The organism is Chitiniphilus eburneus (assembly GCF_005048205.1).
Lineage (GTDB): Bacteria > Pseudomonadota > Gammaproteobacteria > Burkholderiales > Chitinibacteraceae > Chitiniphilus > Chitiniphilus eburneus.
This window is the reverse complement of the sequence record NZ_SUMF01000050.1, coordinates 1-13,862: the sequence shown is the minus strand read 5'-3', so window position 1 is coordinate 13,862 and position 13,862 is coordinate 1. Positions and strand designations below refer to the sequence as shown.

The window sequence follows — 13,862 nt, the reverse complement described above, 5'->3', positions numbered from 1 at the left end:
CGCGGATGGTGGGTACCAGTGCGCGTCCCGCCAGCCACTGGCGGAATTCGTGCACGCCGGCTTCGATGATCAGCCCGTCGACCTCGGCCGCGTCAAGGGCAGTGGCCCGCGCAACCGCATCCTGCACGAAGACGTGCAGAACTTCGTCAAATCGGTGATGGCCGGCCAGACCGCCGCGCCGGCAGCCGGCGCGGCGGGCGGTTCGGGCGTCGGCCTGGATGTGTTGCCATGGCCCAAGGTGGATTTCGCCAAGTTCGGCCCGATCGAAACCAAGCCGCTCAGCCGCATCAAGAAGATTTCCGGCGCCAACCTGCATCGCAACTGGGTGATGATCCCGCACGTCACGTTCAACGATGAATGCGACATCACCGAGCTGGAAGACTTCCGCAAGGGCATCGGCAAGGAATGGGAAAAGAGCGGCCTCAAGCTGTCGCCGCTGGCCTTCATCATCAAGGCCGCCGCCGAAGCACTGAAGGCGTTCCCGGAATTCAACGCCAGCCTGGACGGCGACAACCTGGTGCTCAAGCAGTACTACCACATCGGTTTCGCCGCCGACACGCCGAACGGCCTCGTGGTACCGGTGATCAAGGATGCCGACCAGAAGGGCCTGAAGCAGATCGCCAAGGAACTGACCGAGCTGTCCGGCCTGGCCCGCGACGGCAAGCTCAAGCCCACCGACATGCAGGGCGCCACCTTCACCATCAGCAGCCTGGGCGGCATCGGCGGCACCAGCTTCACGCCGATCATCAACGCCCCCGAAGTGGCGATCCTCGGCGTGTGCAAGAGCCAGATCAAGCCGGTGTGGAACGGCAGCGCGTTCGAACCGCGCCTGCTGTGCCCGCTGTCGCTGTCATTCGATCACCGCGTGATCGATGGCGCCGCCGCCGGCCGCTTCACGGTGTACCTGGGCAAGCTGCTGTCGGATATCCGTCGCCTTGTTTTGTGAGGCGTGAGTAGGGGCATGGCGCATCCGCCCCGCCCCTACCGCACGCATTGAGGTGCTCCGGCACCTCACCCCTCACCCCTCACAGGAAGAACCCATGAGCAACATCATCGAACTGAAAGTGCCCGACATCGGCGACCACAGCGGTGTGGACGTGATCGAAGTCTTCGTCGCAGCCGGCGACAGCGTCGCAGTGGAACAAAGCCTGATCACGCTGGAAACCGACAAGGCCACCATGGAGGTGCCCGCCACCGCCGCCGGCACCATCAAGGAAGTGAAGGTCAAGGTTGGCGACAAGGTATCCGAAGGCAGCGTGATCGCCCTGGTGGAAGTCAGCGCCAGCGCCGCCACTCCCGCGCCGCAAGCCGCTCCGACCCCCGCCGCAGCGCCCGCCCCGGCCCCTATCGCCGCCCCGGCCGTGGCCGGCAGCTACACCGGCCCGGTGGACATCGAGACCGACATGATGGTCCTGGGTGGCGGCCCCGGCGGTTACTCCGCCGCCTTCCGCTCGGCCGACCTGGGCCTCAAGACCGTGTTGATCGAGCGCTACGCCACCCTGGGCGGTGTCTGCCTCAACGTTGGCTGCATCCCGTCCAAGGCGCTGCTGCATAACGCCTTCGTCATCGACGAAGTGGCCCACCTGGCGGTCAACGGCATCAAGTTCGGCAAGCCCGAAGTCGATATCGACGCGCTGCGCGGCTACAAGGAAAAAGTGATCGGCAAGCTCACCACCGGGCTGGCCGGCATGGCCAAGGCCCGCAAGGTGGACGTGGTGCGCGGCGTGGGCACCTTCCTCGACGCACACCACATCGAAGTGCAACTCACCAGCGGCGAAGGCAAGGCCACCACCGGCGAAAAGAAGGTGGTGCGCTTCCAGAAAGCCATCATCGCGGCCGGCTCCAGCGTGTTCAAGCTGCCGTTCGTGCCGGACGATCCCCGCGTGGTCGATTCCACCGGCGCCCTGGAACTGAAGCAAGTGCCGGGTAACATGCTGATCCTGGGCGGCGGCATCATCGGCCTGGAAATGGGCACGGTCTACTCCACGCTGGGCGCGCGCCTGGACGTGGTGGAAATGACCGACGGCCTGATGCAGGGCGCCGACCGCGATCTGGTGAAGGTATGGGAAAAGTGGAACGCCCACCGCTTCGACCAGATCATGCTCAAGACCCGCACCGTGGCCATCGAACCCAAGGCGGACGGCGTCTGGGTCACCTTCGAAGGCGAGAATGCCCCCAAGGAACCCAAGCGCTACGACCTGGTGCTGCACGCCACCGGCCGCGCGCCGAACGGCAAGAAGATCGGCGCCGACCAGGCGGGCGTCCAGGTGGACGAACGCGGCTTCATCGCCGTGGACAAGCAACAGCGCACCAACGTGCCGCATATCTTCGCCATCGGCGACATCGTCGGCCAGCCGATGCTGGCGCACAAGGCGGTGCATGAAGCCCACGTGGCCGCCGAGAACGCGGCCGGCGAGAAGGCCTACTTCGACGCGCGCGTGATCCCCGGCGTGGCCTATACCGACCCCGAAGTGGCCTGGGTGGGCATGACCGAGGATCAGGCCAAGAAGGAAGGCAAGCAGATCCTGAAGGGCGTGTTCCCGTGGGCGGCCTCCGGCCGCGCCATTGCCAATGGCCGCGACGAGGGCTTCACCAAGCTGATCTTCGACGCCGAAAACGGCCAGATCGTCGGCGGCGCCATCGTCGGCCCGCACGCGGGCGACATGATCGGCGAAATCTGCCTCGCCATCGAAATGGGCGCGGACGCGGTGGACATCGGTAAGACCATTCACCCGCACCCGACCATGGGCGAATCGATCGGCATGGCCGCGGAAGTGGCCAAGGGCGTCTGCACCGACCTGCCGCCGCAACGCAAGCAGCGCTAAGCACGCGCAAACCCGCGCCAAGGCCAGCATCCACGGGTGCCGGCCTTGGCGTTTTTTTATGGACACGCCTGTTTTTTCCCTCCCGACTGGTCTTACCCTCCTCCCCCGCCACGCCACCTGTCACCGGCACGCAGCCAGCCATCGAATAAGCAATGGCGAATATTAGTTAACAAACCGTGTTGTTTCCTTGCTTGCGCTCGCGCGAGTGATTGGTCTTATGCTGCACCCCGCCTTGAATCCAGTTATCGCCCCGAATAAGCTAGCGACGCTGCAAAAGGGCGAGCGCCCGTGCAGCCCGGCGCCCACCGACCAACAACAACAGTGCCGCGCCGTAATCCACCATAACGAGGAGATCACATGAAACGCAGACCCCTGGCGGTCAAGCCGCTGTATCTGTCACTGGCCATGGCACTCGCCCTGCCTGCCAGCGTGTTCGGCCACGGCTCGATGGAGGTACCGGTCAGCCGCGTGCTCAACTGTTACAACGAAGGCCCCGAATCGCCCAAGACCGCCGCCTGCCAGGCCGCGGTGGCCCTCTCCGGCCCGCAGATGCTGTACGACTGGTCCGGCGTGAACCAGTTGCCCAATGGCGACCACCAGGCCTTCGTGCCGGACGGCCAGCTCTGCGCGGGCGGCAAATCCAACTATGCCGGCCTCGACCTGGCGCGCCAGGATTGGCTGACCACGCCGATCGCTCCCGATTCCAACGGCAATTTCGAATTCATCTACTACGCACCCGCGCAGCACGCCACCAAGAACTGGGTGTTCTACGTGACCAAGGACGGCTGGGATCAGACCCGCCCGCTGAAGTGGTCCGACCTGGAACCGTTCTGCACGCTGGGCAATGTGGCCGGCGATGCCGCCAAGCGCTACCACCTGACCTGCCCGCTGCCGAAGAACAAGACCGGCCGCCACATGATCTACAACACGTGGCAACGTTCGGATAGCGCCGAAGCGTTCTATTCGTGCTCCGACGTCAGCTTCTCCGCCGTGGTGTCCAACTACAAGGAACTGGGCCAGATCCGTTCCTCGCAGGACCTGAAGGACGAGACCAAGGTCACCTTCCGCCTGTTCGATGCCAACGGCGGCGATCTGGAAACGTTCAGCGTCGTCATGACCTACAGCCCCAGCAGTGGCGACCAGATGTTCCTCGCCGCAAGCTGGCCGTACTACCTGGCGCAGCAGGTGAACGCCTCCTCGCGCTACATCAGCGTAGGCGTGCTGGGCAGCAACGGTACGGTTTCGCCGGTGAAGAGCACCCAGGACAACCGCGTCTACTCGCGTGACGGTGGCAGCTACACCTTCCGCGTGGACATCGCCGGCGCCACCACGCCGACCCCGACGCCCACCACCCCGACGCCGACCCCGGTCACTCCGACCCCGACACCGGTCACGCCGACGCCCACGCCGGTGACCCCGACGCCGGTGCCCGTGACGCCGACCCCGGTACCGGTCACGCCGACCCCGACGCCCGTTCCGGTCACGCCCACCCCGGCCCCCGGCGCCTGCTACACCGCCTGGGCCGAAGGCAAGACCTACAATGCCGGCACGCTGGTGACCTACAACGGCCGCAACTACCAGGCCCTGATCACCCATACCGCCCATGTCGGCGCCAACTGGAACCCGGCCAGCAGCACCACGCTGTGGAAGGATGTCGGCCTGTGCAGCGGTACCGCGCCGACGCCCACCCCGGTAACGCCGACCCCGGCACCGGTCACCCCGACGCCCGCACCGGTCACCCCGACCCCGGCGCCCGTCACGCCCACCCCGGCACCGGTGACCCCGACGCCGGCCGGCAGCACCTGCGCAGCGGCCTGGACCGCCGCCAACGTGTACGCCGCCGCCAATACCAAGGTGAGCTACAGCGGCCACAACTATCAGAACAAGTGGTGGACCCAGGGCGATAACCCCAGCCAGTCCGGCCAGTGGGGCGTCTGGGAAGATCTGGGCACCTGCAACTGATTCTTGGAGTTCGGGGCGCAAGCCCCGTTGGAAAGCACTCGGCCCTCCACTGGAGGGCCTTTTTTTTAACGCGCCGACGCCTGTCGCGGCCCGGAGCGGCGATCGGCCGGCTTCTCCCGGGCGCCTGCTATGCTCACCCGGCCGCCACCGAGGACCCTCACCATGCGCCACCCGCTTTCCATCCTGGCCGGACTGACCCTGCTTGCCGCAGGCGCCGCCACCGCCGCCTGCCCGCCCTTGCTCGACAGCCGCGTCCAGACCTTGCAGGGCGAAACGGTCGACCTGTGCCAATACGCCGGCAAGCCCATCCTGGTGGTCAACACCGCCAGCAAGTGCGGCTACACCCCGCAATTCGAGAAACTGGAAGCGCTGTACCAGCAGTACCGCCAGCAAGGGCTGCTGGTAATCGGCTTTCCGTCGAACGATTTCAAGCAGGAGCTGGCCAGCAACCAGGAAATCGGCGACTTCTGCCGGCTGACCTACCTGGTCAAGTTTCCGATGGCTGAGGCGTCGCATGTCACCGGCGATGAGGCCAACCCGCTGTTCAAGCGGCTGAGCGCCGCCAGCGGCAGTGTGCCGAAATGGAACTTCCACAAGTACCTGATCGCACCGGACGGCAAGACCGTCACTGCCTTCCCGTCCAAGGTAACGCCGGACGACCCCGCCATCATGGGGCCGATCAAGGGCTGGCTGGGATCGAAGTGAGCTGAGGGGCCGTAGCAAGGGACACCAGCCGGCCTCGGCACCCATCGGGACAGGCGGGCCGGTTGATCGGGGTCATTCCATGCGGGCGGAACCACCACCGGCCACGCCGGCCGGCCCGTTCGGTTCACCCCAGGGCGTGCCATCCAATGGTTCGCGACAGCGCTGGGCCGAATAAGCACCAGACACGAGGCGCGCGACGTCGCCAATAACCGGTTGTTGGCAAGGAGCGCAACGCGGTGAATGCTGTTTTTTCGGCCCAGCCCTACGGGTTCGGTGCAATTCGGGCGCCGCGCGTTGTCGCCGGCCGCTTGCGGTACTCATACCACCACGCATCCAGAGCCTGGCGTGCCCCCGAACTGCGCCGAACGCTGCCGCGAACCATTGGATGACACGCCCTAACGCAGCAACCACTGCCCCGCGTGCAGCAACACGCCGATCAGGCCACCCACCAGCGTGCCGTTGATGCGGATGAACTGGAGATCGACGCCGACATTCAGTTCCAGCCGCTCCACCATCACCCGGTCGTCCCACCCTTTCAACTGGTCCGCGATGAAGGCGCCGATCTGCTGGCGATAGCGCGCCACCGAGCGCGCGGCGGCGTTGCGCACGCTGCGGTTCACCCACTCGGCCAGACGGGGATCGACGCGCAACTGATCGCGCAGCCGCCGCGCCGCGCTGGCCACCCGCGCCCGCAATAAGGAATCGGGCTTGTTGAAATCGCCGTGCAGCGCCTGCATCAGCCCTTGCCACAGCGCGTCGAAACGGCGCTCGAACGCCGGCGCGGCCGCCAGCTCCTCCACCCAGGCGCGGGTGCGCTGGCGCAGGGCGTCGTCGTGCTGCAACCGCAGGATCAGCGCATCCAGCTCGTTATCCACCAGCCGGCGCAGCGGGTGTTCCGGCTCCTCACGCACGCGCTCGAATTCATGCGTCACCGCCGCCACCAGCTTGCGCGCCACATAGCGCCCGCCCGCCTCGTCCAGCGCCACCCATTTCAGGTACGACAGCTCCTGCGCCACCATGCCCGACAACAGGGTCTGTACATCGGGCTGCGCCAGCCGTGCGCCCACTTTGTCCAGCACCCGGTCGAGCAGTTGCTGGTGCTGCCGCTCGGCCAGCAACACCGCCAGCAACTCACCGCCATGGCGTGCCCAATCCAGCTCGGACATGCCTTCGCGCAGGATGCGTCGCGCCGCATCGCGCACATGCGGCTCATCCAGCACCGACAGCAGGTAGCTCGCCAATTGCTGTGCCTGCTCGGCCAACTGCTCCACATGCGAAGGCCGCGACAGCCAGGATGCGATCCGCCGTGCCGGATTGAACGCATCGATGCGTGCCGCCACCTGCTCCTCGGACAGAAAGTGCGTTTCGATGAAACCACCCAGGCTATCAGCGATGCGCAGCTTATTGCGCGGAATGATGGCGGTATGCGGGATCGGAATGCCCATCGGGTGGCGGAACAGCGCCGTCACCGCGAACCAGTCGGCCAGCGCACCGATCATCGCCGCCTCGGCGAAGGCGCCGATGAAGCCCCACACCGGATGGCGATGGGCAAAGGATTCGGCGACCAGGTACAGCACCAGCGCAGCCAGCAGCAGGCAGGTGGCGACCGTACGCGCCTGCCGCAGCCGCAGGCGCTTGGCATCCAGTTGCGCGCGTTCGCGCTCGAGATATAGCGGATCGTTCATCCCTGCCATGATAGGCAGCGGTACCCGGCCCCGTCAGCCCGCTCGATTCACACCCACGCCACCGGCACCATCGACCAGGGCGGGATGCGTTGCGGATCAGTTGCGGGCGCCGATGCCCGCGATGATGCCGGCATGCTATAAACGGGTTTCAAATTTGGGGAGGCGGCGCGGCCGCGAGCAGGATGAAAAAGGTGATGCTGGTGGTGTTGGTGCTGATGTTCGGATTGCTGCTGTTCCTGGCCGGGGTGTTCGCCCCCGCCACGATGCGCAGCAGCCTGGGCAAGCACGCCAACGACACGCTGGTCGCCGTCAGCCACCTGCCGCTGGGCGACCGGCTCACCGCCGGCCTGCTGCCGGCCAAACCCGCCGCCAAGGCAGTGGCGGCGCCCGTTGCGGCGGATGCGTCCGCGCCACCCGCCATTCCCGCCGAGCAGATCGTGCTGCCGGCCATCCCGCCCGCCCAGGCCGTCTACGCGCTCCAGGCCACGCAGCGCGCAGACTACGGTGAGGCCAAGACGCTGATGGACAACGCCAAGGATGCAAAACTGCCCGCCAGCGTCATCACCATCGCCGAGGACGACGGCCAGCACTGGTATGTGGTGGCCGTGGGCCAGTACCCCAGCGTGGAGGCCGCCCAGAGTGGCCGCGTACGCGTGGCGCAATCGCTGAACCTGACCGGTGGCCTGCCGGTGATCCTGCTGCCGCCGCCGCCGAAAAAATAGCGCCCCGGCTGCGGCGCGCCGCGGCATGCCATGCGCAAGGCCCGATACGCCCGGTCAGACCACGCCATCATCCCAACTGCGTTGCATCGATTGCCAGCGCTCCGCCCAGCCCAACTGCCACTGGATCCACCGCTCGGCGGCATTGTCGGTCAGGCGCCCGCACAACCAGAACAACCCAGACACCACCGCCCCCACGTGCGGCAACTCACGGCTCAATGCCGGATCCGCCACCACATCGATATCGCCGCCCTGGGTATGCACTTGTAGCCAGTGATAGCTGTGGCCGGTGAGCGGATTGAGAAACTCGGCCGCCCGCACCACATAGCCACTGAACATCGCGTACGGGGAATGCGCTTGCGCCGCATCGTCCGCATCGGCAAACAAGCCCGACGGGATGAAAGCACCGATGGCGAAGCTGGCCTCGGTCGGTTGCGCCGCGTGGAATGCCGCGTCGGAATCGTGGATCGACAGTTCCTCGGCAAAGGCGCTCAGGTGGACGCGGCGCACGCTGGGCACCGGTAGCCCAGGATGGCAGCCGGCGTCGGCCAGCTCGAACAGAAAAGGGAACATGCCCGACTGCGGATCGTGGCTCTGCGGCTCCGCCCAGCCATAGCAGGCCCCTTCCAGCGGGGTATCGTCCCGGCGGTGCATCTGTTCCACCAGCCCCACCCGCAGGCTGCTTCCCCCTTCGAAACAGGGCGTCACCCCGATCAGCGCGTCGTGAGGGTCGAACTGGATCCACAACGCGGCGCCATGCTGCGACCGCCAGTGGCGGTAATAGCCCTTGTTACACGGTACGTGTTCCCCTTCCGCCGCCGCGGACCGCAATTGCGCGACGAATTCACCCGGATGCGTGGTATCAAAACCGATGGACGAAAAATGGCTGGTCATGGCACCCCGCTACGCCTGGACGTATTGCTCGAACACGGCGCTGAAATCGCGCCGTGCATGACGGACCAGCACCGCATCATTCAATGCCGCCAGCAAGGCATCGAACTGCCGCGCCACCCCACCTTCACCCGGCTCGCCCGCTTTGTAGAGCGACGACACCGCCTCCAGGCACTGGAAAGCGTTATCCCGGCCCACCGCATCGCGGTACTGCAACGTGCCGATGGTGATCAGCGCCTTGTAAATTGCTTTCAGCGGAGTCAGGAAACTCTTGCGGACGTCGATACTGAAATCCAGTGCGTCATCCATGGTGAACTTCAGTTCGATATCCAGATCGATGGTGCCCGCCGTCTCGATCGACACCTGTCCGATGCGGTGGCTGGCAAAGTCGTAGCGTTTGATCGCGCGCCGGGAAGACACCGCCGAATCGCCCTCGACATGGATCAGCGCAAAGTTGGTGAAGCAGTATTCATCCTTCTTCGACTTGATCAGGAAGAAGATTCGCTCGCCATCTTCGTGGAACAGGTAATCGTCGGCATCCACCTTGTCGTAATCGGCGGGCGCGACGATGACGCCGATATCGCTCAACCCCAGCGCTTCGGCAGCCAGTTTCTTGAACATTTGGAACTCCAACGGAAAAGGAAGTGCAAGCACCGCCACCAGGCCAACATCCAAAGCCGCGGCGACTGGTTGCGTGACACAAAAGACTTACCTCAAGGTGCCCCCAAACATAACCACTCCTCACAGGAAGGTTATCGCTTAGAAGGTTGGCCCTCCACCAAGCGCAAAAGAGTGGCCCAAAAAAAGCAAATAGGCCTGTAAAAACAACCCCATCCCGCCCAAAAGCCTACCGTTTACCCGCCCCGCCCAACCCCCTCCCTACCCCTACCCATGAGTACGCGTTCTCTTCCCTGAGACAGCGCCGGGAACGTGACGCAAAAAAAAAGCGGCGCAGGGCCGCAGGTGACGAGGGTTGGCGCCAGGGGACGCATCGATCAAAGCTGGAGGAAACGCCGGCACATTGCAGGAGTGCCGTGCACGAGACAACGCCAGCGCCCGGCACCCCGTGCACGACCTGGCGATCGCCCGTTACCCCCAACCCGGCGCAAGCACCGGCATGGGCGATATCGGGGAGCCAGTGGCCTGGCGATGCAGAGGGACCGAGCCCCTAGCCGGGAAGATCGCCCGCTGGCGCATCGCCATTGCTAGTGGGCAGCGCGCCAGGCGTGACGTTGAAGACGTGTTCGAGCTGTGTGCTGCGGCTGCCCAACTGGTCGGTGATAGAGGCACGCAGCAGGTGCACGCCGTCAGCCAGCGGCTGGGTTGGCGTCAAACGTGCGGTGTGATGCACCGCATCGAAGACCAGTTGCCCGGTAACCGCGCCATCGTCCAGGCTGACCTGCCACTGATAGCCCTCATAGTGCGCGCGATCGAAATCGCACGGCCGGCCACTGCACATCGCGTCGTACTGAAAGACAAAGGTGGGCTGGGAACCGCCATCCTTTGGCGGTGGGTCTTTCAGGACCAGCGTGGGCAGGATGCGCAGCGCGGTTGTGCCCAGCACCGCATGGTCCGCCGCGACCGGCCGCGCATCGCGCGCGGTGCCGTCCACCCCGAAAGGGGTGAGCTTGCCGGCGCTGTGCAGCCAGAAGGTCTCTCCCGCCGCATCGAAACGCAGCGCCTGGGGCTGCACGATATCCCACGTAGCCAGATCGGCCTGATAGCGCTGCTGCACATCCCAGCCATATGCCCACAGGGTGTGCTGGCCCAGCAACCACAGCTCACCGCTTTTCGGATTGATCGCCACATCGGCCAGCGGCTCGCTCACCTCGATGACCCTGGCCTCATCCACCACCGGGGCGTCGGGCGACTCATCCGACACCAGCCGCCACAGCGCGGGCGCATTGGCGGGTGTCCAGCCGGTTTGGGGATAGGTGGAATGCGATGCCAGCGCCCGGTAGACCCGATCCTGGTAGCGTACCGTTTCGCCGATGCGGTACTCGGCATCGCTGCGCCAGGGCAGCGGCACGGAAGCCGTGGGCTGCGTTCCCACGTATTGCCACAAGGCGGGCGCCGCCGCCGGCGTCCAGTCGGAATCCTCCGGCGCAATATGCGCCAGTTGCGCCCGGTACAGATGCCCGGCAAAACTCACCGTCTGCCCCGCCTGATACGCCAGGCCCTCGCGCCAGGCCAGCGGCGCCAATGGCACCGCCAGTTGCGTCGGCTCGACCTGCCACACGCGCCGTGGCGCGATCAGCCACAGTTTTCCGCCCAGGGTATCGAAGGCGACGCGCTGCACATCCGGATACTGCTCGCCCAGCGCATAGCGCGCCAGCAGCGAGCCATCCGCGCGATAGCGCCCCAGCCCCACCTCATCCAGTACCCACAGCGTACCGAGCAGGTCCACCTCGATCTGCACCACCGGCTGCTCATGGAACAACGAGGCCAGCACCTTGCCGCCCGCGTCCAGATGCAACAGGGACGTGCCCGCGGCCAGCCACAGCGAGCCATCGCGCGCATCCAGCGCCAGCATGGCATCGGCGGCATCGATCTGCCTGGCGATGGCCGCCGCCACCAGCGCGTCGGCCGCATGGCGCTGGCGCAGTTGCGCCAGATCGATGGTCCCCAGCAGCAACCCGGCACTGTCGTACTGCCGCAGCCCCGCGCCCTCGCGCACCCATGCGCCGCATCCCTGCCCGCCCATGACGATGGCTTGCGGCGACAACGGCGCCACGCGCCGGGTCTCCCCCACTGGCCAGCGCGCCTGCGCCATGCCCAGCCGCTCGGCATGCCAGATGCAGGACGCCGGCTCCGCCGCGCCCCCCATCGCCGCCGCCCCCGCGAATGCCAGTCCGGCCAGCCCTGGAATCAGTACACGCATGGATTCAACCTGTTCCGCCGATGTGCCCGTCAACGCTGGCGGCAACGATAAAGTGAAAGAGAATCGGGCCGCGAATAACACGCGCGCGTGGAAAACCCAGCCTGCCGGATACGGATGATTCGAGGTGCCCAGGATGGCGTCAACATACCTTCCCCTCGCTGTTGCGCCAGATCGAAACCGCACCGTTGCCGAGCATCGATCGGCGGCCAATCCCGCCCAGGTCAAAGCAGCGCCCGACTGATCATGCGATCTGAATAATCACCCTTCACCCACCAGCCCGCGATGGGTGATCGGGCGATGGGACGATCACCCGTGAGCATGCATTCCCGCAGTTAGGCCGCGCTGGCCAAGATAAAGCGGCGGGTGAGCCGCCCGTTGTGGCCCAGCGCAACCACCAGCACCAGCAGTGCCCAACCCGATGCGCCTTAGCGGCAACACCATGAGCGTTCTTGCAATGAGACCGCCACGCGCCGTCCATCACGCAAAACCAGTTGCCCCGCCAATGACCAGGATGCGCGCCGAGCTGCATGGCACCGGCGCTACGCAACCACCTGGCCGCAAGCCCCATCGCCCCGTGGATGGCTACAAGAATCACCCCATGGCGCTTCAAACCTCAAACCACGAATCCGGAGCGCTTACCCAGGCGGCGACTTAGGGATGGCACGCTTTTTTCCAGAACAACAGACCCCCATGCCATTTTCTTCCCAGCAACCAGATAAAGCCGCACAAATAGAAAAGGCATAACGAGGCCGGCCACTGCGCATCGCGCAACATCTGGTTTCCCGCCAGGGTGTGGTACGCCACATAAACCCCATCCACGGCCAGCCATGTCCACCAGATCACCAGCGGAAACCGCCTCCAATTGAGTGAATAAAGTGTTTTCGCACACCATTCCGCTGCAAGGAACGTGACCCCGGCCATGGTCAGGCTAACCCCCACATCCCAATCGGAAATCTGATAATGGAACGCCCCCCACAGCAGCCACATTACCCCGACCAGGAAAGTTGAAACCTTCCACCAGCCAAAAAACTCAGCGTAATTCTCGATCTTCATTTGCGTCAGTCTCACGGGAAAGTTTTATACTGTTTTGCACGGGCATTGAAACAACGACCAAAAGAAGCGCGGAAATTACTGGGCTGGCTTGGCATACTGGCCAACCATTGCTTGCCTTGATGTGCTTGAGCCCGTGGTTGCGATCAAAAAATCGCCGATACGACATTTCGGAAAAATTCCTTGATACCAAGCCAAATTTCTCCATGCCGAAACCGGAAAACAAGCCGCCAAACAGAGTAACCAACGATCAGAACCGCCCCGAAAATAAAAATCAAAAGCTCAAGCATCTGCATATCACCCCCCAACCATCGGCCAATACCATACAGCGCTGGCAAGCCAGAGCCTATTCAGCATTGACATCACGCTTTCTTTTGGATATTTCTTCAAATTCCTTTACCATCTTCCCCCAAAAATAAAAGAAAATCCCCCCCAGCCAAAAATAAGCAATCGCCGCAGCCGCCAGTGAAGTCTTTTCAATCCCCAGCGCATGGCATAGATTCAACCCGTACACTTCCCAAAAAACTGTAAATAAGGTCATCAACACCGATCCTAGCGCCGCAAAAAACAAGACTTTCCTATGAACAAAAAATTGCGTTCTTTTCATTTCATTTCCCACAATAACCCCAGCGGTTACAACTTCAAAATCTCAGAATAATTCCTATATCTCATCCGAGGCCCCTGGCCTTATTTGGGGAGATTTAGAACATCGTGAACACGCCCCGGGGATTCCTTATAGCACTCCACCATATATCTCCAAAAACCTCCGACCGAACAAATTAAAAATTCACCACGGTTAATTCTCTTTCTAATATTTTTATTTGCAGCATACAAAAAGTCATCATGCAAAATATCCAACTCATTGTATTTAAAATCAGAGACAAATGAAGGAATCAAGTCTCGACCAAATACCCAACCATCCTCTATCAAGGACTGATCAACATGAAAAAGCTCCGCTATCCGTAAATACACAGCAGCACGAATTTCGTCATCAATAAGCATTTTTCCTCCATCGCTTTTCACTGGTCATCATCCATTGAAGTTGCCCGGACTGGTGCCGGTAGAAGGTTGCCCCAGGCGTCGTAGGCGATTTCCTGTTTCACTTCGCCGGTCTGGCTGTTGACCACCAGCCGTACGGTGCCCA

At 63.7% G+C, this 13,862-nt stretch carries 12 protein-coding genes; 5 read left to right on the top strand and 7 right to left on the bottom strand.

From position 1 onward, the window contains the following. The 4 genes from FAZ21_RS19450 to FAZ21_RS19435 form a co-directional block, all read left to right on the top strand. Window positions 1-946: 2-oxo acid dehydrogenase subunit E2 (locus tag FAZ21_RS19450; RefSeq protein ID WP_246038790.1), on the top strand; the 946-nt coding region annotated here is incomplete at its 5' end. A 94-nt stretch (window positions 947-1,040) separates the two neighbouring features. After that, window positions 1,041-2,825, top strand: a complete 1,785-nt coding sequence (lpdA, locus tag FAZ21_RS19445; protein ID WP_136775093.1) for a dihydrolipoyl dehydrogenase — start codon at window positions 1,041-1,043, stop codon at window positions 2,823-2,825. Window positions 2,826-3,182: 357 nt separating this feature from the next. Next, window positions 3,183-4,787 (top strand): lytic polysaccharide monooxygenase, encoded by a 1,605-nt coding sequence (locus FAZ21_RS21175; RefSeq protein ID WP_136775092.1) that lies wholly within the window; start codon window positions 3,183-3,185, stop codon window positions 4,785-4,787. Window positions 4,788-4,949: 162 nt separating this feature from the next. After that, the gene (locus FAZ21_RS19435) at window positions 4,950-5,492 is read left to right on the top strand and encodes a glutathione peroxidase (protein ID WP_136775091.1); all 543 of its coding nucleotides are present in this window, start codon (window positions 4,950-4,952) and stop codon (window positions 5,490-5,492) included. Between the two features lie 395 nt (window positions 5,493-5,887). On the opposite strand, the gene FAZ21_RS19430 is transcribed toward FAZ21_RS19435, so the two are convergent. Further along, window positions 5,888-7,177 carry a DUF445 domain-containing protein gene (locus tag FAZ21_RS19430; RefSeq protein WP_169307508.1) on the bottom strand — a complete coding sequence of 430 codons (1,290 nt, stop codon included), beginning with the start codon at window positions 7,175-7,177 and terminating at the stop codon, window positions 5,888-5,890. A 182-nt stretch (window positions 7,178-7,359) separates the two neighbouring features. On the opposite strand from FAZ21_RS19430, the gene FAZ21_RS19425 reads away from it, so the two are divergent. Beyond that, window positions 7,360-7,899, top strand: coding sequence for an SPOR domain-containing protein (locus FAZ21_RS19425; RefSeq protein WP_136775089.1), 540 nt, complete (start codon window positions 7,360-7,362; stop codon window positions 7,897-7,899). Window positions 7,900-7,953: 54 nt separating this feature from the next. On the opposite strand, the gene FAZ21_RS19420 is transcribed toward FAZ21_RS19425, so the two are convergent. The 6 genes from FAZ21_RS19420 to FAZ21_RS19395 form a co-directional block, all read right to left on the bottom strand. Next, on the bottom strand, window positions 7,954-8,790 hold the full coding sequence (locus FAZ21_RS19420; RefSeq protein WP_136775088.1) for a hypothetical protein: 837 nt from the start codon (window positions 8,788-8,790) through the stop codon (window positions 7,954-7,956). 9 nt (window positions 8,791-8,799) lie between these two features. Beyond that, complete coding sequence (locus tag FAZ21_RS19415) at window positions 8,800-9,408, bottom strand: PH domain-containing protein (protein ID WP_136775087.1); 609 nt, start codon at window positions 9,406-9,408, stop codon at window positions 8,800-8,802. Between the two features lie 547 nt (window positions 9,409-9,955). Continuing rightward, window positions 9,956-11,668, bottom strand: coding sequence for a carbohydrate-binding protein (locus tag FAZ21_RS19410; protein ID WP_136775086.1), 1,713 nt, complete (start codon window positions 11,666-11,668; stop codon window positions 9,956-9,958). Between the two features lie 651 nt (window positions 11,669-12,319). After that, complete coding sequence (locus FAZ21_RS19405; RefSeq protein WP_136775085.1) at window positions 12,320-12,721, bottom strand: hypothetical protein; 402 nt, start codon at window positions 12,719-12,721, stop codon at window positions 12,320-12,322. 343 nt (window positions 12,722-13,064) lie between these two features. After that, window positions 13,065-13,325: a hypothetical protein gene (locus tag FAZ21_RS19400; RefSeq protein WP_136775084.1), complete on the bottom strand. Its 261-nt coding sequence runs from the start codon at window positions 13,323-13,325 to the stop codon at window positions 13,065-13,067. Between the two features lie 80 nt (window positions 13,326-13,405). Next, window positions 13,406-13,741 (bottom strand): hypothetical protein, encoded by a 336-nt coding sequence (locus tag FAZ21_RS19395; RefSeq protein ID WP_136775083.1) that lies wholly within the window; start codon window positions 13,739-13,741, stop codon window positions 13,406-13,408. Window positions 13,742-13,862 lie beyond the last annotated feature (121 nt).

Coding starts and splice junctions, on each gene's coding strand:
- lpdA (WP_136775093.1), top strand. CDS start 1,041: ATGAGCAACATCATCGAACTGAAAGTGCCCGACATCGGCGACCACAGC.
- FAZ21_RS21175 (WP_136775092.1), top strand. CDS start 3,183: ATGAAACGCAGACCCCTGGCGGTCAAGCCGCTGTATCTGTCACTGGCC.
- FAZ21_RS19435 (WP_136775091.1), top strand. CDS start 4,950: ATGCGCCACCCGCTTTCCATCCTGGCCGGACTGACCCTGCTTGCCGCA.
- FAZ21_RS19430 (WP_169307508.1), bottom strand. CDS start 7,177: ATGAACGATCCGCTATATCTCGAGCGCGAACGCGCGCAACTGGATGCC.
- FAZ21_RS19425 (WP_136775089.1), top strand. CDS start 7,360: ATGAAAAAGGTGATGCTGGTGGTGTTGGTGCTGATGTTCGGATTGCTG.
- FAZ21_RS19420 (WP_136775088.1), bottom strand. CDS start 8,790: ATGACCAGCCATTTTTCGTCCATCGGTTTTGATACCACGCATCCGGGT.
- FAZ21_RS19415 (WP_136775087.1), bottom strand. CDS start 9,408: ATGTTCAAGAAACTGGCTGCCGAAGCGCTGGGGTTGAGCGATATCGGC.
- FAZ21_RS19410 (WP_136775086.1), bottom strand. CDS start 11,668: ATGCGTGTACTGATTCCAGGGCTGGCCGGACTGGCATTCGCGGGGGCG.
- FAZ21_RS19405 (WP_136775085.1), bottom strand. CDS start 12,721: ATGAAGATCGAGAATTACGCTGAGTTTTTTGGCTGGTGGAAGGTTTCA.
- FAZ21_RS19400 (WP_136775084.1), bottom strand. CDS start 13,325: ATGAAAAGAACGCAATTTTTTGTTCATAGGAAAGTCTTGTTTTTTGCG.